17 protein-coding genes are annotated in these 17,189 nt (G+C 65.2%); 7 read left to right on the top strand and 10 right to left on the bottom strand.

The window, feature by feature from the left end:
* Both EOA32_RS18150 and EOA32_RS18145 read left to right on the top strand, forming a co-directional pair.
* On the top strand, positions 1–785 hold a 785-nt coding region (locus tag EOA32_RS18150), incomplete at its 5' end, for a dihydroorotase family protein (protein WP_145971314.1).
* Positions 786–795: 10 nt separating this feature from the next.
* Positions 796–1,566: a glucose 1-dehydrogenase gene (locus EOA32_RS18145; protein ID WP_128372474.1), complete on the top strand. Its 771-nt coding sequence runs from the start codon at positions 796–798 to the stop codon at positions 1,564–1,566.
* A gap of 77 nt (positions 1,567–1,643) precedes the next feature.
* Here the strand turns inward: EOA32_RS18145 and EOA32_RS18140 are convergent, their stop codons facing one another.
* Genes EOA32_RS18140 through EOA32_RS18100 form a run of 9 tightly spaced genes read right to left on the bottom strand, consistent with a single transcriptional unit; the run spans position 1,644 to position 12,359 of the window.
* The gene (locus EOA32_RS18140) at positions 1,644–2,546 is read right to left on the bottom strand and encodes an SMP-30/gluconolactonase/LRE family protein (RefSeq protein ID WP_189407213.1); all 903 of its coding nucleotides are present in this window, start codon (positions 2,544–2,546) and stop codon (positions 1,644–1,646) included.
* Between the two features lie 34 nt (positions 2,547–2,580).
* Positions 2,581–4,125, bottom strand: a complete 1,545-nt coding sequence (locus EOA32_RS18135) for a trimethylamine methyltransferase family protein (protein WP_128372472.1) — start codon at positions 4,123–4,125, stop codon at positions 2,581–2,583.
* Positions 4,126–4,138: 13 nt separating this feature from the next.
* Positions 4,139–5,107 (bottom strand): D-2-hydroxyacid dehydrogenase, encoded by a 969-nt coding sequence (locus tag EOA32_RS18130; protein ID WP_128372471.1) that lies wholly within the window; start codon positions 5,105–5,107, stop codon positions 4,139–4,141.
* A 1-nt stretch (position 5,108) separates the two neighbouring features.
* On the bottom strand, positions 5,109–6,026 hold the full coding sequence (locus tag EOA32_RS18125) for a dihydrodipicolinate synthase family protein (RefSeq protein ID WP_128372470.1): 918 nt from the start codon (positions 6,024–6,026) through the stop codon (positions 5,109–5,111).
* On the bottom strand, positions 6,023–6,619 hold the full coding sequence (locus EOA32_RS18120; RefSeq protein ID WP_189407212.1) for a hypothetical protein: 597 nt from the start codon (positions 6,617–6,619) through the stop codon (positions 6,023–6,025). Before EOA32_RS18120 ends, EOA32_RS18125 begins: the two co-directional genes overlap by 4 nt.
* Positions 6,620–6,621: 2 nt before the next feature.
* Positions 6,622–9,471, bottom strand: a complete 2,850-nt coding sequence (locus EOA32_RS18115) for a 2Fe-2S iron-sulfur cluster-binding protein (protein ID WP_128372468.1) — start codon at positions 9,469–9,471, stop codon at positions 6,622–6,624.
* Positions 9,468–9,725 carry a sarcosine oxidase subunit delta gene (locus EOA32_RS18110; RefSeq protein ID WP_128372467.1) on the bottom strand — a complete coding sequence of 86 codons (258 nt, stop codon included), beginning with the start codon at positions 9,723–9,725 and terminating at the stop codon, positions 9,468–9,470. The genes EOA32_RS18115 and EOA32_RS18110 overlap by 4 nt, the downstream gene beginning before the upstream one ends.
* Positions 9,726–9,727: 2 nt before the next feature.
* Entirely contained in the window at positions 9,728–10,969 is a 1,242-nt protein-coding gene (locus EOA32_RS18105; protein WP_128372466.1) for an FAD-dependent oxidoreductase, read from the bottom strand.
* Positions 10,959–12,359 (bottom strand): MmgE/PrpD family protein, encoded by a 1,401-nt coding sequence (locus EOA32_RS18100; RefSeq protein WP_128372465.1) that lies wholly within the window; start codon positions 12,357–12,359, stop codon positions 10,959–10,961. Before EOA32_RS18100 ends, EOA32_RS18105 begins: the two co-directional genes overlap by 11 nt.
* A 167-nt stretch (positions 12,360–12,526) precedes the next feature.
* On the opposite strand from EOA32_RS18100, the gene EOA32_RS18095 reads away from it, so the two are divergent.
* Positions 12,527–13,420 carry a LysR substrate-binding domain-containing protein gene (locus EOA32_RS18095; protein WP_066989425.1) on the top strand — a complete coding sequence of 298 codons (894 nt, stop codon included), beginning with the start codon at positions 12,527–12,529 and terminating at the stop codon, positions 13,418–13,420.
* A gap of 52 nt (positions 13,421–13,472) precedes the next feature.
* Here EOA32_RS18095 and EOA32_RS18090 read toward each other — a convergent pair whose 3' ends face one another.
* The gene (locus tag EOA32_RS18090; RefSeq protein ID WP_128372464.1) at positions 13,473–14,375 is read right to left on the bottom strand and encodes a GNAT family N-acetyltransferase; all 903 of its coding nucleotides are present in this window, start codon (positions 14,373–14,375) and stop codon (positions 13,473–13,475) included.
* On the opposite strand from EOA32_RS18090, the gene EOA32_RS38670 reads away from it, so the two are divergent.
* The 4 genes from EOA32_RS38670 to EOA32_RS18075 are packed head-to-tail and all read left to right on the top strand — an operon-like array spanning position 14,329 to position 17,066.
* Positions 14,329–14,610: a hypothetical protein gene (locus EOA32_RS38670; RefSeq protein ID WP_176477884.1), complete on the top strand. Its 282-nt coding sequence runs from the start codon at positions 14,329–14,331 to the stop codon at positions 14,608–14,610. The two genes, EOA32_RS18090 and EOA32_RS38670, sit on opposite strands and share 47 nt — an antisense overlap.
* A 17-nt stretch (positions 14,611–14,627) precedes the next feature.
* Positions 14,628–15,752: an acetylornithine deacetylase gene (gene argE, locus EOA32_RS18085; RefSeq protein ID WP_128372463.1), complete on the top strand. Its 1,125-nt coding sequence runs from the start codon at positions 14,628–14,630 to the stop codon at positions 15,750–15,752.
* A 13-nt stretch (positions 15,753–15,765) separates the two neighbouring features.
* Positions 15,766–16,689, top strand: a complete 924-nt coding sequence (locus EOA32_RS18080) for a glyoxylate/hydroxypyruvate reductase A (RefSeq protein ID WP_095776343.1) — start codon at positions 15,766–15,768, stop codon at positions 16,687–16,689.
* A gap of 23 nt (positions 16,690–16,712) precedes the next feature.
* Positions 16,713–17,066, top strand: coding sequence for a cupin domain-containing protein (locus EOA32_RS18075; RefSeq protein WP_128372462.1), 354 nt, complete (start codon positions 16,713–16,715; stop codon positions 17,064–17,066).
* The last annotated feature ends 123 nt before the right edge of the window (positions 17,067–17,189 follow it).

Genomic DNA, 17,189 nt, shown 5'->3' with positions numbered 1-17,189 from the left:
AATCGCTGCTCATGGGCAGCGCCGCGCGGCTTCATTCTGGCGACATCGCAGCGTTCCGCGAAAGCCGGCCACCACTGGCCGAGGCCAACGGCATCGCGCGGGCGCTGCTGGCGGCGGCCGAGACCGACGCGCGCGTTCATGTCCGCCAGATCAACTCGGCGCTCGGCGTCGAGACCTGGCGGCGCCTGCGCGATCTCGCCGATGCCAGCGTCGAGACGACACCCCAGAACCTGTTCTTCTGCGCGGACGACTACGAAAAGCAAGGCGCGCGACTGAAGGGATCACCGCCGTTCCGGCCGAGGCAAGATGTGCAGCGGCTTCGCGAGGCTGTAGCGGCCGGGCTGATCGACATCATCGCCACCGATCACGCGCCACACAGCCCTGCCGAGAAGGCCGCCGACTATCCGGCTTTCGCGCACATCCCGGGCGGTATGCCCGGACTGCAGACGCTGCTCTCCGTCATGCTCAAGCTCGTCGACGAAGGCCTGATTGGGCTGCGCGACATCGCGCGCCTGTGCGCGGCCAATCCGGCCGACCGGTTCGGGCTTGGCCGGCGCAAGGGCAGGCTGGCCGTCGGCCACGATGCCGACATCCTCATCATCGACCCGAAGCGAACCTTTGCCATCCGCGATGCCGACCAGAAGTCAAAGGCCGGCTACACGCCCTTCGACGGCTGGAGCGTTTCAGCCACCTTGCGGCAGGTGTTCCTGCGCGGCGAGGAAATCACGCGTGACGGCGCGCTGGTCAACCCGGGACAAGGCCAAGTGGTGCGGTGGGAAAGCTGAGGCAGGCAAGATGGGTCTTCTGGACGGCAAGGTTGCCATTGTCACCGGCGCGAGCTCCGGCATCGGCCGCGCCATCGCGCAACGCTACGCGCAGGACGGCGCGAAGGTGGTGGTCGCCGATACGCGCGAGGAAGCTATCGAAGGCGGCGAAACAACGGTCCGGCTGATCGAAGCGGCTGGCGGTGAGGCGATCTTCATCTCCACGGACATCGCCGATCGGCAGGCCGTCATAACCATGCGGCAGGCGGTGGACCGGTTCGGGCGGCTCGATATCCTGGTCAACAACGCCGCGATCTACACCTCGACCAATCTGCTCGAGACCACGCCGGAGCAATGGGCGAAGGTGATCAACGTCAACGTCACCGGCTTCTTCTACTGCTCGCAACAGGCGGTGCTGCAAATGCTCAAGCAGGAGCCGGTCAACGGCGTACGCGGGCGCATCATCAATATCGCCTCGCAGCACGGTATGGTCGCCTGCCCGGGCGATTTCCCCTATTCGGTCAGCAAGGGCGCGATCGTGCAGATGACGCGCCAGATCGCGGTCGATCACGCCGACGACCTGATCGTCTGCAATGCGATAGCTCCCGGCAAGATCATCACCGGCAAGCCTGGCATCGCCAACGACCCCGATGCGCTCGACTATTCGCGCCGCCGCACGCCATGGCCGCGGCTTGGCGAGCCGAACGATGTCGCCGGCGCGGCGCTTTTCCTGGCCAGCGACCTTGCGACATACGTCACCGGGATCAACCTGATGGTGGACGGCGGCTGGATGGCCGGCTGAGCGGTCATCCCGCGAAAGCAAAGGCCGGCTGCAAAGCGGCCGGCCTCCTTCCTATCCGACGATCACGACGATCGCAGCTACTTATTCGGCATTTCGTAGACCTTGCCGTGCCAAGGTGCTGCATCGATCTGGTCGAGGGCCATCACGTAAAGCTCCTTTTCATCGGGCCCGAAGGCGAAGTTCGGCATGGACGGCGACGGCACCGAAAGCGTGCGCAAGAGCTTGGCGTCCTTGTCCACCACTATGATCTTGCCCGGAGCGTCGAGCGAGCGAGGGCTCTGGCCGATATACATCTCGCCAGCCTTGTCCATCTTGATGCCGTCCGGCCAGATATGCGGCTGGTTCGGGAACAGATCGTCGAGCCGAAGGAAGACGCGACGGTTGCTCAAGCTGTGATCGGCCCGGACGTCGAACTCGATGATGCGGTTGTCCTCGGTTTCGACCAGGTAGAGCATCTTGCCGTCGTTCGACATGACCAGCCCATTGGCATTGTGCAGGTCGCCAGCCACCTTCTTCACGCTGCCGTCCTTGCCGATGTAGTAGGCCGACGCGTCGATCAGCGGACCGCCCTTGCCGGAGCCGGTGAAGTAGATGCCGCCCTCCTTGTCCGGCGCGAAATCATTGGGGCCGCTGAACGGCTTGCCGTCGGTGTCCTTGTCGTAGGCCGGCAGCGTCTTGCCGTCGGCCGAGATGCGGCCGATCGTGTTGTTGTCGTAGCAGGTGACGACGAATTCGCCCGTCGCGGTCGGCAGCACGGCCGAAGGGCCGCAGCCATCCATCTTCCAGAAAATCGCGTTCTTCTTGCCGTCCCAAACGTCCACAGTGCCGCGGCCGTATTCGACGTAGAAGAGCTTGTCCTGGTACCAGATCGGGCCCTCGGCGAACCAAGCGTCGTCATTGATCACCTTGACGTTCGCGGCGTGTGCCGATGCGGTAAGAGCGAGGGCTAACACTGTGCCCAGCAAATGCTGTCTTGTCATGCGCTTCCCCTTTCTTTCGTTGAACTCCAGGCGCTTAGGGCTCGCCGGCGCCGATCTCCTCCTTGCGGCGCGCCACATAGGCGTCCAGCGCCTCGCGGATGGCTGGATCCATAACCGGTTCCTCGTAGTCGCTGAGTGCCTGCTGCCAGAGCTGCGTCGCCCGCTCCAGCGCATCGTGGCCGCCCGCTTCCTGCCAGCTGCCGTAATTTTGCCAATTGGACAGCATCGGCCGGTAGAAGGCGGTCTCGTAGCGCGCCATGGTGTGCTCCGACCCGAAGAAATGTCCGCCGGTCGGCACGGCCTTGATCGCCTCGAAGCCGAGGTCGTCCTCCTCGAACGGCATCGGCCGCAGGAACTCCATCATGTTCTGCAGGATCTCGACGTCGAGGACGAGCTTCTCGTAGGAGGCTGTCAGCCCGCCCTCCAGCCATCCGGCGGCGTGATAGATCAGGTTCGCGCCGCCGAGCACCGCGCCCCAGGTCGCCATCTCGGTCTCATAGGCCGCCTGCAGGTCGACCACATTGGAGGCATTGGCGTTGGAGGTGCGGTAAGGAAGGTTGTAGCGCCGCGCCAGCTGTCCGGCGACGATGTTGGCCTTGGCGTTCTCCGGCGTGCCGAAGGCAGGCGCGCCGGAGCGCATGTCGACATTGGACGTGAAGGCGCCATACATCACCGGCGTGCCGGGATTGACCAGCTGCGTCAGCGTCACGCCGAACAGGGCCTCGGCATTCTGCTGCGCAAGAGCCGCGGCCAGCGTCACGGGGGTCATGGCGCCCATCAGGGTGAAGGGCGTGATCGTCACCGGCTGGCCGTGCTCGGCCATGGCGATCAGGCCTTCGGCCATCGCCTCGTCGAACAGGCGCGGCGAGTTGACGGAAATAATCGTCGTGACCCCCGGCGAATTGCGCAGTGCCTCGATGGTCGTGCCGCGTGCGATCGCCGTCATGGCGATGCTATCCATGGCGCGGCCGCGGCCGATCGCCGAGCAATGGAAGCTCAGATCCGACAGCGTGAGATTGGCGCGATAGGTGTCGAGATGGCGCGAATTCGCCGGCAGCTCCATAGGCGCCACCACCTGGTTGCCGATGATATGGATGGCGTTGAAATGATGCGCGAGGCGGATGAAGTTCTCATAGTCAGCCAGATTGCCCTGCCGGCGGCCGTTGATGCGGTCATGCACATTGGGCGGCCCGGCGACCAGCCCGAACACCAGCGAATTGCCGCCGATGCGGATCTGCTTGTCCGGATTGCGCGAGCTTAGCGAGAAGGACGATGGCGCGTTCCTAAGCGCTTCCCTGACGATGCTCTCGTCGATCCGCACCGTGTTCTCGGCCCGATCAACGATGGCGCCCGCGGCCTCGAAGATACCCAGCACCTTCTCGCCCATGACGCGGATGCCGAGTTCGGACAAAATACGCATCGAGGTCCGGTGGAGCTTGTCCATCTGCTCCTCGTCGAGGATCTGCATCGGCGCGTAGGGGTTTGTGACGCGCTGCCAGGGCAGTTGCGCAATGCCGCCGCCACTGCGCCCGGCCGCTCTGGTGCGCCGTCCGCCGCTTCGCCTGTCATGCGCTGTCATCGGCCTGTCCTCCTCAATAGCCGTGTCCCGGATCGACGACATTCGCCAAAGGCTCGCCACGCCGGTAGCGGGTGAGATTCTCGGCAAACATGCGTGCCGACTTCACGTCCCAGCCGTCGTAGACGGACGAGCAATGCGGCGTGACGATCACGTTCTCGTAGCCCCACAGCGGATGCGCCGGCGGCAGCGGCTCGACGGCGAAGACGTCGAGCGCCGCGCCCTTGATCCGGCCACCGTCGAGCGCCGCAAGGAGCGCCGCCTCGTCGACGACGCCGCCGCGGGAAACGTCGATCAGCACCACCGAAGGCTTCATCGCCGAGAAGGCTTCGCTGCCCACAATGCCACGTGTGCTTTCGAGCAGCGGCACGGCGCACAAGATGAAATCGGCACGACCCCACAGCCCGGGCAGGTCGGCCATGCCGTGCACCTCATCGATGTGGTCGGTCGGTTTCGGGCTGGCGCGCACGCCCAGGGTCGTCATGCCGAAGGCCCTGGCCCGGATGGCGACCGCCTGCCCCGTCTTGCCGAGCCCAAGGATCAGCAGCGTCTTGCCCTGGATCGGCTCGACCTTGCCGGCCGTCCAACTCCTGGCAGCCTGCTCGCGCGCGAAGCCGCGCAGGCCGAGCGAGAAGGAAAGCATCGCGCCGAAGACATATTCGGCCATCATGTCGGCGGCGACGCCGGCCGAATTGGTTATCGTCACCCTTGTCGGATCCCAGGGGCGCAGGTGATCCGTGCCGGAGCCGCCGACCGAAACCCAGCGCACGGTCGGGCTCTCGACCAGCGCCGCGCGCGGATAGCGCGATCCCCGGTCGAATTTGATGGTGAACACCACCTCGGCGCCGGTGTCCGCAATCAGGTCGGGAAGCACCTCGTAGCTGTCGCAGCCGAGCACCCTGAGATCGGGATGGGTTTCCGCCAGCGCCGCAATCGGCCCGTCCGGCGCGTCGCTGCTGACGATGATTGTTGGCCGCGCGGACATTTCAGCCCCGCCTCGGACCAGGAATGTGATCGGCAAGAGGACCCAGTGCCTCGAGCAAAGCCTTGCCTGCCTGCGGGCTGGTGTTCTCATGCGGCGCGCGCAGGTTGAGCCAGCGCTGGTCGCCGGAGCGCACGGCAAGTGCCGCTTTCATGCCGCCGATCAGCCCCGCGGTCTGAACCGCCTTTCGAAATTCCTTGATGGCGGCATCGGCGGCCGAGACGTCGCGGCCGGCGCGCGCGCCGTCATAGACGGCGCGGATAGCCTTGGCGTTGAGGTTGACGGAAGCGGAAATGCAACCCGCCGCGCCGGCGGCCAGGCCTTGGGTGAGCTGGCCTTCGGAACTCGGGAAGACGGAGACGTTGGGCGCCGCGGCGATCACGGCCGCGGTGTTGTCCCAGTTCCCGGCACTGTCCTTGTAGGCGACAACGGTTTCGGGAAATGCCGCGTTGAGCCGCGCCGTCAGCGCCGGCGACACCGGCACCCCGGAATTCTGCGGGATGTGATAGAGGATCAGCTTGAGCTTCGGGCTGGCGACTTTCTCGACCAGTTCCGAATAATAGCGTGCCTGCCCGTTATCGCCCGCCGCCGTGTAGAAGAACGAAGGCAGCACCATGACGCCGGCGCAGCCGAGTTCCAGGGCATGCCGGCTGAGTTCGAGCGTCTCGGGCAGCGCGGTAACGCCTGTGCCCGGCATCATCTTATCGGCCGGGATGCCGGCCTCGGCCAGCCACTGCAGAGCTTGCATGCGTTCGCGCGGCGACAGCGACAGCGCCTCGCCGGTCGTACCAAAGGGCGAAAGGTAATGCGCGCCCTGGGCAAGCACCCATTTCGCATGGTTGACCCACAGATCGCGGGCGACGCTGCCGTCTTTGTCGAAGGGCGTCAGGATGGGCGCAATGACGCCTTGCACGCTGTTCATCGATGGTTCTCCCGGGTCGTCGTGTCGCCGTCGGCGAGCTGCGCCGCCGTACTGACTATTTTGATGAATAATGCTGTCGAGGCGATGTCGAAGAAGACGTCGAAGCCTCCCTCGCTGCGCACCAGCACGGCTTCGAGATGGGCGACGCGCGTCTGCGCGATCGCGTCATCGGCAAAACGGCCAGGCCTGAGGTCCAGCGCGCAAAGCCTCGACATTGCTGCTTCGGCCGGCGGACCGGAGAGCCGCATCCAGCTCCAGCCTTCCTCGCGCCAGGACCAATAGCCGCGCGGGCCCTTCTCGGCCTGCCAGGCAGCGACGAGCTTTGCGACGGCGCCACCGGCGATATCGTCAATCGCCAGGAAATCTTCGCTGCCTAGACGCAGCAGCCTGACGCCGCCCTGCCTGGCGATGCGATTGACGGGCGGCAAGGCGAGACCCTGCGCTTCGAGCCAGGCTGAACTGCCCGGACCCTTGATGCCGAAGCGCGATCGGGCCGTCAGATCGGTCACTATCAGCTGCCCATTTGGCAGAACTGCTTCAGCGGCCGAGCCGTTCGGCGACAGGGGAAATGTCCGCATGGCGAGACCGGCCATCATTACATCTCCTGCCGGACGTTCTGCGGATCGAAGAAGGCGTGACCGACCACCGGCACCTGCACCAATTCGCCGCTGCGACACTTCACCGTGACCTTGCTGCCGGGGGCAGCGTCGTCGATATGGACATAGGCCAGCGCGATTGTGTGGCCAAGCGTTGGCGAGAAGCCAATCGAAGTGATCTGCCCCACCGGGTTGCCGCCGCGCAGCACCAGGCAGGACTCGCCTGGGATATTGCTTGCACCCTCGAAAGAGAGGCCGACGAGCCGGCGCGTTTCGCCAAGCCTCGTCCGCATCTCGGTCGACCGCTTGCCGACGAAGAAGGGCTTCTTCTTCGAAACCGCCCAGCCGAAACCGAGCTCGTCGGGCGTGGTCAGCGCGTCGGTATCCTGGCCGATCAGGATATGCCCCTTTTCAAGCCGCAGCATGCGCGAGGCCTCGAGTCCATAGGGGCGCAAGCCATGCGGCTTGCCGGCCTCAGACAAAGCGTCCCACAGCGCGACCGCGTAGCTCGAAGGACAGTGGAGCTCGTAGCTCACCTCGCCCGTGAAGCCGATCCGCATCACACGCACCGGCAGGCCGGCCAGCATGCCTTCGCGCCCGTGGAGATAGGGGAAAGCGTCGCGCGAGAAATCGATGTCGCCATCTAGCGCCTGCAAGACCTCACGCGCCTTCGGGCCGGTGACGTTCATGCCGGAAAATGCCGCCGTGACGTTGAGCACGTCGACCTTCAGCCGCCACTGCGCATTCCAGAACAGCATGTCGGCCTGCACGCGGGCGACGGCGCCGGTCGTCGCGGTGACGTAGAACAGGTCATCGGCGAGACGATAGGCGACGCCGTCATCGATAACCGTGCCCATCTCGTTGAGCATCAGGCAGTAGCGGACGCGGCCGACGCGCTGGTTGGCATGCGCCATCGTGTACATCCGATCGAGGAAGGCGCCGGCGTCAGGACCGCGGATCTCCAGCTTGCCCAAAGTCGACACGTCGAGCATGCCGACGCCGTTGCGGACCGCGGCGATCTCTTCGCGGACCAGACGGTCTATCCGGTCTTCCGGCCCGTAAAAATACGGCCGCCACCAGGCACCGATCGGCTTCATGCGAGCGTTGAGTGCGAGATGGCGCGCATGCAGCGCGGTGCGCCGCTCCAACGGCTCGTGATGGCCGGCGAGCACGCCGAGCTTCTCCGGTCCGGTCGGCGGCCGCGCCGTGGTGACGCCCACCTCGCCAACCCCACGCCCCGTCGCTTCGGCGACGATCCGCGCCGTGGCGAGCGCCGAATGGCGGCCCTGGCTAGGCCCCATGCCGACGGTGGAAAAGCGCTTCACCAGTTCGAGTTCGCGATAGCCTTCCTTGACCGCATTCCGCAGGTCCTTGACCTGCAGATCCTCATCGAAATCGACGAAGTCGCGACCTTTTGCGTTGCCGGCGAGCGGTTGTGCCCAGGCAGCTGGCTCGGGCTCGTATTCGTTCTGCACGTCAGGAGGATCGCCGTGGCCGAGCCGCTCCAGAGCCTCGCGCGCGGCGCGGCGGCCGTCGGCCATCGCAGACTGCAACCGCGATTTGCCGGCAACGGCGCCTGCCAGCCGGACGGCCGCGCCCTCCGGCAGACTGAGCGTCATTCGCGCCGTCGCATCGTCGTAGCCGACTATCGCTCCCGCATGGCAGGGCAACTGCCAGGCAGGCACCGAGCCGACGGAGACCGCCACGAGATCGCAGTCGATCCAGCGGCTGCCAATGCGGACTCGCGCGACGTGCTTGTTGCCGCGCGTCCCGGAAGCTTCCTCGATCGGGGCGCCTGCGAGGATCCCTATCCCCCTGGCCCGAAGCTCACCGGCGCGGTCGCCGGCATTTGGCCGAGGATCGACGATCGCGGCCAGTTCGACGCCAGCCTCGACCAGATCCAGCGCGGAGTCGTAGCCATCGTCATTGGTGGCCAGCACGACTGCCCGCCGGCCAGGTTGCACCGCGTAATGGCGGAGCAATCGTTGCACGGCGCCGCCGGTCATGATGCCAGGCAGATCGTTGTTGCGGAACACCGCCGGCTGCTCGATGGCGCCTGTCGCCAGGACAACCTCGCGGGCGCGGGTTCGGTAGAGCCGGTTGCCCTGGATCAGCGGCAGCCAATTGTCCTCATACCAGCCGTTGCAGATGGTGCCGGTCATGATGCGCAGATTGGGGAGCTTGGCTGCCTTGGCTGCCAGACTGAACAATATGCCCGGATCGCAGCGGCGATAGGTCAGCGAACCGCCAATTTCGGGATTGTCGTCGCACAACAGCACGTCGGCGCCGGCTTGTGCGGCCGAGATCGCAGCCGATAGACCCGCCGGCCCCGCGCCGACGACCAGCAGGTCGCAGTGAAGATGCGCCTTGTCGAAACTCAGATGCGGCGCCTTGACGTCGACGATCCCGAGCCCCGCCTTGCGACGGATCATCGGCTCCCAGAAGCGGAGCCAGCTGTCCTGTCTCGGACCCATGAAGGTGCGGTAGTAGAAGCCGACCGGCAGGAAACGTCCAAAGCGGTCGATCACCGCATCGCGGTCGTTTTCCAGCGAGCCGTTGACGTTCTGCGCCGTCACCATCATGCCGTCCTGGAGCGGCGTCAGGTCGGCGGGAACATTCGGCTCCGACGGCAATTGCACCAGCGTGTTCGCTTCCGCGCCGGCCATGGTCATGATGCCGCGCGGCCGGTGGTATTTGAACGAGCGCGACAGGACCCACTGGTCCGAGGCCGCCAGCGCGCTGGCGATGCAGTCGCCGGCAAAGCCATGATAAGCCTTGCCTTCGAAGGTGAAGCGGACAGGCCGCGTCCGGTCGAGGCGCGAGCCGTATGGCGTGCCAAGCCGCGTCATGGCCGGCTCCCAGGGGCGTAGGTGCGGATGATTTCGTTGGTGACGACGTCGCGCTCGGCGAGGAAGAAGAAGTTGCTCGGCACGTGCCGCCACCACTCGACCACCACACCTTTTCGATTGTCCGCGCGGAAGAGATGCCTTGCCCACTCAGCGTCGGCGGCAGAATCCGTATCTGGCGCCTGCCGCAGCGGACCGAAGGACTGGAATTCGTCGATGTTGCGCGGGCCGTTCATGGGGCAGTCAAGCAGCTTCATGGTCAGTGGCTCGCCGCCGTGGCGCCCATTTCGTTGAGCAGTCGGAACTTCTCGAAGCGCTCCAGCGCAAACGGCTTCAGCAGGTCGGGAACCCGGCCTCTGGCGATGGTTTCCGCCAGGCGCTTGCCGGCGACCGCAGTCGCCTTGAAGCCCCAGGTGCCCCAGCCGCAATCGAGCCACAGATTGGCGAGCGGGCTGGCGCCCATGATCGGGCTGTAGTCCGGCGTCATGTCGGTGATGCCGGCCCATTGCCGCAGCAGCCGAACGCCTTGCAGGAGGGGAAAGAGATGCACGGCGCCTTCGGCCAGATGCTCCTTCATGTCCAGCGTCGAGCGGGTCGAATAGAGCTGGTACGGATCCGAGCCGCCACCGATCACGATCTCGCCGCGCGAGGACTGCACCAGATAAGTGTGCAGCGACACGGACGAGACCAGTGTGTGGAGCCAGGGCTTCAGCGGCTGCGTCACCATTGCCTGCAAGGGGTAGCAGCGGATCGGCAGTTCCACGCCGGCCATCATGGCGACATCGTAGTTCATGCCGCCGGCGGCGATGAGCACGGAGCCGCAGGCGATCCGTCCGCGGTTCGTCACCACAGCGCGCACCCGACCGGTCTCGACCTCAAAGCCTTGAACTTCGGTGCGCTGGTGGATTTCGGCGCCGCGGCGCGAGGCCTGCGCGGCGAAGCCCCAGGCAACCGCATCGTGGCGGGCCGTGCCGCCATCGGCATGCCAGAGGCCGCCGAGGATCTCGAGCGCGCCGCCGCGATCCATGTTGAGTTCGGGCACCAGCTTCTCGACCTCTTTTGCGTCGATCACCTCGGTGCGCGTGCCCATATGCTTGCCCATCTCGGCGCGCAGATGGAAGGCGCGCAGCGTCGCTTCCGTGTGTGCGAGCGTCAGCTGGCCGCGCTGCGAGAACATGACGTTGAAGTCGAGTTCCTGCGACAGCGCTTCGAAGAGCGAAACGCCTTCCTTGTAGAAAGCGACGCCTTCCTGGGTGATGTAATTGGAGCGGATCGTCGTGGTGTTGCGTGCCGTATTGCCTCCGGCCAGATAGCCTTTTTCGAGCACCGCGATGCTGGCGATACCATGGTATTTCGACAGATAATGCGCGCAGGCCAAACCATGCCCGCCGCCACCGACGATGACCACGTCATAGGACGGCTTCAGCTCAGGCGTCGCGGGAATGTCGCCCGTCACCGGATAGTCGCGGCTAAGCCCGTATTTGAGCAGCCTAAGCGGCATGGCTGCCCTGGCCGCCAGGAGGATCGTAGACGAGAGCGGTCAGCTCGGAAAACCGGCGGTCGGCGTCGATCAGGCCGAGAATACCGTCCCGGATCGCGGCGGCCCTGGTCGAGCCGAGAACGGGCGACGCAAACTCCATATACTTGGCGACGATATCGGCTTCGCTGAACGGGGCTTCGGGGCCGCCGCGTGCGTGGACATCTCCGGACTCCAGCCGCCGGCCGTCAACCGTCTCGATCTGCACGTCGGCCCAGCGCCCGGCGGGGAAACGGTCGCTGTGCTTCGCCGCCTCGTTCACCTCGACGCGCTTCAGCATGTCCGCGACGGCGGCATCGCGCAGACCCGAGCCCGAAATGTGCTCCACGCCGATCCGACCATGGAGGATCATCGTGGCCACGGCGAAGGGCAGGCTGTACTGCGCCTTTGATGTCGTGTCCGGCATGCCGGCAAACAGCGTCGCTGCATAGTGGAAGCTGTTGACATGGACTTTGCGTATGTCTTCCGGCCGAAGCCCATGCTGCAGGCAAAGCGCGCGCGTCGCGTCGATCGCCGCATGGGCCCAGCGGCAGACCGGATAGGGTTTTATGTATTGCCGGGTCATCTGCCAGAACCGGCCGAGGTCATCCCAATGTGCCGCGACCTCCGGCGCCTCGACAGTGATCGCCGGCGCGCCGGCGAAACCGGCTTCGGCAAGCACGGCGGCCGACAGCCCGACCAGCGCCCCCATGCCTGAGCCGTCATGCAGCATGGTCGGCGTTGCGATCTCGCGCATCATCTGGCTGCGCGGTCCGTGATACTCGGCGATGCCGAAAGCATGGCGCAGTTGATCGTCGTCAAGCGAAAGCAGGCGGGCCGCGACCGCCGCCACGCCAAGAGAATTCCACGCGCCGGAGGTGTGATAGTCGGAGACGGTTGCGTGCAGCGCAATGCCGGCCCGCCCCGCGATCTCATAGCCGACGACGATCGCGGCAAGCGCCTCGGGGCCGGTCAACTCCGGCTTTTCTTCTGCGAGCGCAAGCAGCGCCGGGATAACCGCCACGCCGATGTGCCCCTTGGTCGGCGGGTAACCATCATGGCCGTCGAGATTGTCGGTCTGGGTCGCTGCCGCGAAGGCGGCGCCGGCCATGCTGGCGCGCCTGCCGTCGAAGATCATCCTCGCTGCGTGCCGGTCGGCGCCGGAACCGTAGAGCATAACCGCGGCGTCGCGCGCGATTCGCCCCGCCTGCATCGGGCCGGCGGCGATGGCAATGCCCATCGTGTCGAGGAACTGCAGGGCTGCCGATTTCAGAACGTCGCGTGGGAACGCGCCGGCCAACCTGCGCAGCACGAAGTCGGCAACACGGGCAAATGCGGTGGAAGCAGACTCACCTTCCGCCGTCCGCTGGTCCATGGCGCCACCTTTCGCGTCCCGATCGCTCCAAGATAACTACGAATAATTTGGTCTCATGGGCCAGGCACGTAATTAGTTTGGCGCCATCGCACAAAAAAATCGAGGTCAAGGCGGTTGCGGAGGCCAACGAAGCCGGTCTAGTTTTCGCTTTGCCAAGGAGCGATCGCATGAAGCCGCCACCCCCACTGAACTATATCCGCTCGTTCGAGTGCTCGGCGCGGCATCTCAGCTTCACCCTCGCTGCCAGCGAGCTCGGCTACACCCAGGCGGCCGTCAGCAATCATGTGCGGGGGCTGGAACACTATCTTGGCCGGCAGCTCTTCGTGCGCTATCCGCGCAGCCTGAAGCTGACCGAAATGGGCGAGGCCTTCCTGCCGACGCTGCGGCAGGCGCTCGACCAGATCGATCACGCCACGGAGGCGATCGTCGCCTCCTCGCGCAACAGGACGGTCGTCATCTCCTGCCCGATGAGCCTGGCCGAAAACTGGCTGGCCGGCTGCATGGCGGCGTTCCGGCAAATCCATCCCGAGATCGAGGTCGTTCTGCACGGCACGATCTGGGAAGACCTCAGCGAGCAGATCGCCGACATCACCATCTCGACCCGCCGCTTCGACGATCGCCCGCCGAGTGGCGTTCCGCTGTGGAACGACCAGCTCGCCATCCTCTGCGCACCCGGCCTGCTGTCCGGCCCGAAAGGGCTGCGCTCGCCGCGCGATATCCTCAACGTCGACTGGATCTTCGTCCATGGCCGCCAAGAATATTGGCAATGCATGGGCGACGCGCTGCAGATCGACATTTCGGATTATGAGAAAGGCATCACCACGAACGCCTCGAACATTGCGCTGGAACTGGCGGCAATGGGCGCGGGCTGCGTCGCCACGCAATATTCGCTGGCGAGAACCTATATCAGCCGCGGGCTTCTGGTGGAGCCTTTCCCCGTGCGAGCCGCCAGTCCATGGACCTATTATCTTTCGGAGAGCCAGCTTTCGAAAGGCAGCGTGGTGAGGACCGTCAGAGGGTGGATCATGGAACGAGCCAACGCCCATGTAGAAACCGTTTAGGCTGACGGCTCGGCAGCCATCCGTCCGGGGGAAGGAAGCAATCCGAAGACAACTATCCGAGGGTCTGACTTGCTAAGGCATAGGTCTTCGGCCTAGCCGAGCCGCCGTCGGAAAAATCGGCGAGGCATTTGCCCTTCGACATGGTCAGCACCGTGTCGAAGACCGGCATTCCGCTGTGCGACAGGAAGGCGGCGAACTCGCCATTGTCCATGTGCGTGTCGATCCTGAGGAAATATCCCGAATGGTCGGCCACGTGCGGCCTGACGACCGCCAGGGCGTCGGGGTCGCTTCCCGCCACCACCGGCCCTATGACATGGCCCCGTCCGAACGGTCGGCAGAGGGCAAAAGCGGTCAGCTTGTTCCCGTCGAAAAGCCCATAGCCGGCCGATTGCCCGAAGAGCTTTTCAACGAGCGCTGTGCGCCTCACGCCAAATCCCGCCGCGTCCAGCTCGATCGCTGCCGCAATATCGCCCGCGTCCAACGTCCGGACGCTACCGTGCGCCTCCGTCGGCCGGCCCACTGTCGGCACGCGGGCGATGCCCTGGCATTGATAGACAGTCTTCTCCGGCCGGAAATCGAGAGAGAGATAAAGCCGCCGCGCAGCGCGGGTTGCATTGAGGCGCAGGTCGCGCCCGGGGATCCTGTCGAAGATCCGCTTCATCAGCCATTGCGCCGCCCCCTGCGTCTGAAGCCGCGGCGAGGTGATGACCATCCCCAAGGTGGCGAAATTGGCGCCATGCGGGAACCACATGGCCGAACCGAGAGCCCGGCCGATCTCATCGAGCGCCACGAAGCCTTGGCCCGATTCACGCAGGAATTGCCAATCCTCGGCGCGATGCGGCCATCCCACCGACAGGGAGAGCGCGTGCAACCTCTCCAGGTCGACATCTTGGACGTCGCCGATACGCATGGAAAAGGCATCGATTTTCAAGCTTTCGGACGGCTTCACTTCCATGGCCCTGAAAGAACCCTCAAAAATAAAGAACCCTCAAAAATCAACGGGCGAGCAGACCGCTGCCCCGTGCCCGCCAACGCTAGACAAGCAAACCCCACAGGATTTGCTCGAAAGCCGTGCACCAACGCAAGATTCAACTGAAACACTTCCGCTTTCGGCATGCAATCGCGTGGCAACGCACCCATCCTCTGCGGAAATTCACCAGCATGCGGCATCGATGCCGGCAAAACCCTGAATGCCTTGAGGGCTGGAATGGACGTCTTCGACATCCTCGACCGTCTCGTCGCCTTTCCGTCGGTCGCCGGCAAGCCGAACGGCGACATTGCCGGCTGGATCGAGGCTCATCTCGCCGAACAAGGCGCGAAGGTCACCCTGCTCCCAGGGCCAGAGGGCGACCGTTTCAATCTTTTCGCCACCATCGGCCCCGCCGAGGTTCCGGGCTACATCCTATCCGGTCATATGGACGTTGTCCCCGCCGGCGAGCCGCAATGGAGTTCGGCCCCTTTTTCGCTGCGCCGGGAGAGCGAACGCCTCTACGGACGCGGCACCACCGACATGAAGGGGTTTCTCGCCGCCGCGCTCGCCGCTGTGCCTGCGCTTATGCGGCTGCGCCTCGCCAGACCGATCCACCTCGCTTTCTCCTATGACGAGGAGATCGGGTGCCGGGGCGTGCCGCATTTGATCGCCGGGTTGCCCGAGCTTTGCGCCAAGCCGCTCGGCGTCATCGTCGGCGAGCCGAGCGGCATGCGCGCCGTGCGCGGCCACAAGGGCAAGGCGGCCGCCCGCGTGATCATCAGCGGCCGCTCCGGGCATTCCTCGCGGCCGGATCTTGGGCTTAACGCCATCCATGCGATGTCCGGTGTGCTGAGCGCCGCCGTGAGTGAAGCGGAGCGGCTGATGCACGGCCTGTGCGACCCAACCTTCGAGCCGGCCTATTCCTCGCTGCAGGCCGGTGTGATCGCAGGCGGCCAGTCGGTCAACATCATCCCCGACAGCTGCACGCTCGACCTGGAGGCGCGCGCAATACCGGGCATCGAACCGGCTGGCTTGCTCACCCCGGTCAAGGCGCGGGCTGAAGCTCTTGCCGCTCAAGGCTATGTTGTTGAATGGAAGCCGATCAGCGCCTATCCGGCGCTGTCGCTGCCGCAAGACTCGGCTCTGGCGGGACTGCTGCGCGAATTGACCGGCGAAGCGCCTTTAGCCGCCGTCAGCTACGGGACGGAGGCCGGACTTTACCAAGGCTCCGGGCTCGATGCGATCATCTGCGGCCCCGGCGATATCGGGCGCGCCCACAAGCCGGACGAATATATTCTCGCCAGCGAGCTCGCCGCCTGCCAGCAGATGATCGAGGTGCTGGGCGCGCGATGCGCGGCCTGAAGGAGCAGCCGGAATGACATTCCTCTTCAATTCCGACGCGCGGCGTGGCGCGATCTTCGCCGAGGCCTTCGCTAAGGAGTTGCCGGACCTCCCCTTCACGATCGATGCCGCTACGGTCGATCCCGACGCAGTGCGCTACCTGATCACCTGGACGGTGCCGGAGAACCTCGACCGCTACACCAACCTCGAAATCCTGTTCTCCATCGGCGCCGGCGTCGATCAGTTCCGCTTCGACGCGGTGCCCGCGCCGGTGAAGATCGTGCGCATGGTCGAGGAGGGCATCGTGCGCATGATGCAGGAGTATGTGACGCTCGCCGTGCTTGCGCTCCACCGCAACTTGCCGGCCTATCTGGCGCAGCAGCGCGCCGGAGAATGGCGCGACATCCCTCAGCCTCAAGCCGCGTCGCGCCGGATCGGCGTGCTCGGCCTCGGACAGCTTGGCCAAGCCGTCCTCGACCGGCTGAAACCTTTCGGCTTCCAGCTCTCCGGATGGAGCCGCTCCCCGCGGCGGCTCGAAGGGGTGACCTGTTATCATGGCGAGCTTGGGCTGGAGCAGATGCTGGCGGCCAGTGACATACTGATCTGCCTGCTGCCACTGACCGAGGAGACGCGCGGATTTCTGAACGCCGGCCTGTTCGCGAAACTGCCTGACGGGGCGGCTCTCGTTCATACGGGTCGAGGCCCGCAGCTCGATCACGAAGCGCTTGTCGCCGCGCTCGATAGCGGCCATTTGTCGTCGGCGATGATCGACGTGACCGATCCCGAACCGCTGCCCGCGGGACATCCGTTCTGGTCGCATCCGAAGATCATCCTGACTCCGCACATAGCCAGCGTCACCCAACCCGCGACCGCCGCCCAGGCCGTCATCGACAACATCAAGCGCCACCGCGCCGGGCTCGATCCCATCGGGCTCGTCGACCGGTCGCGCGGCTATTGAAACTCAACTGGAAAGGCCATCCTTTGTCCCTGCTCAAGTCCATCGATATCGACCCAAACTTTTCGCCCCGCGAATCGACCGCGCTGCCGGAGCGGCTCATTGTCGGCAATCCCGCCTTCAAAACCTGGGCGCAGGACGTGGCCAAGGACGACCTTGTCCATACCGGCGTCTGGGAGGCCACGCCCGGCGAAACGCGCTCGATCAAGGGGGAAACCTTCGAGTTCTGCCATATCCTCGCCGGCGTGGTCGAAATCACGCCCGACGCCGGCGAAACGGTGACCTACCGGGCCGGCGACAGCTTCGTCATGAAGCCGGGCTTCACGGGTGTTTGGAAGACCATCGAGACCGTGCGCAAGATCTACGTCACAGTGGGCTAGCGAGCGCCCGCGCAGGCCCTGACCGCCGCGGAAGATTTTGCCGTCTCTTGTGCCCAGCACGCAACATTCGTCGGCGGCGGATCGCCCAACAGCGCATGCTGCGTGTCGGCACGGGCTAGGCTG

It is taken from the genome of Mesorhizobium sp. M1A.F.Ca.ET.072.01.1.1 (assembly GCF_004023325.1).
GTDB lineage: Bacteria > Pseudomonadota > Alphaproteobacteria > Rhizobiales > Rhizobiaceae > Mesorhizobium.
Note: the sequence above shows the minus strand (reverse complement) of the source record. Positions and strands in the feature narration are given on the sequence as shown.

Coding starts and splice junctions, on each gene's coding strand:
- EOA32_RS18145 (WP_128372474.1), top strand. CDS start 796: ATGGGTCTTCTGGACGGCAAGGTTGCCATTGTCACCGGCGCGAGCTCC.
- EOA32_RS18140 (WP_189407213.1), bottom strand. CDS start 2,546: ATGACAAGACAGCATTTGCTGGGCACAGTGTTAGCCCTCGCTCTTACC.
- EOA32_RS18135 (WP_128372472.1), bottom strand. CDS start 4,125: ATGACAGCGCATGACAGGCGAAGCGGCGGACGGCGCACCAGAGCGGCC.
- EOA32_RS18130 (WP_128372471.1), bottom strand. CDS start 5,107: ATGTCCGCGCGGCCAACAATCATCGTCAGCAGCGACGCGCCGGACGGG.
- EOA32_RS18125 (WP_128372470.1), bottom strand. CDS start 6,026: ATGAACAGCGTGCAAGGCGTCATTGCGCCCATCCTGACGCCCTTCGAC.
- EOA32_RS18120 (WP_189407212.1), bottom strand. CDS start 6,619: ATGGCCGGTCTCGCCATGCGGACATTTCCCCTGTCGCCGAACGGCTCG.
- EOA32_RS18115 (WP_128372468.1), bottom strand. CDS start 9,471: ATGACGCGGCTTGGCACGCCATACGGCTCGCGCCTCGACCGGACGCGG.
- EOA32_RS18110 (WP_128372467.1), bottom strand. CDS start 9,725: ATGAAGCTGCTTGACTGCCCCATGAACGGCCCGCGCAACATCGACGAA.
- EOA32_RS18105 (WP_128372466.1), bottom strand. CDS start 10,969: ATGCCGCTTAGGCTGCTCAAATACGGGCTTAGCCGCGACTATCCGGTG.
- EOA32_RS18100 (WP_128372465.1), bottom strand. CDS start 12,359: ATGGACCAGCGGACGGCGGAAGGTGAGTCTGCTTCCACCGCATTTGCC.
- EOA32_RS18095 (WP_066989425.1), top strand. CDS start 12,527: ATGAAGCCGCCACCCCCACTGAACTATATCCGCTCGTTCGAGTGCTCG.
- EOA32_RS38670 (WP_176477884.1), top strand. CDS start 14,329: ATGGAAAAGGCATCGATTTTCAAGCTTTCGGACGGCTTCACTTCCATG.
- EOA32_RS18090 (WP_128372464.1), bottom strand. CDS start 14,375: ATGGAAGTGAAGCCGTCCGAAAGCTTGAAAATCGATGCCTTTTCCATG.
- argE (WP_128372463.1), top strand. CDS start 14,628: ATGGACGTCTTCGACATCCTCGACCGTCTCGTCGCCTTTCCGTCGGTC.
- EOA32_RS18080 (WP_095776343.1), top strand. CDS start 15,766: ATGACATTCCTCTTCAATTCCGACGCGCGGCGTGGCGCGATCTTCGCC.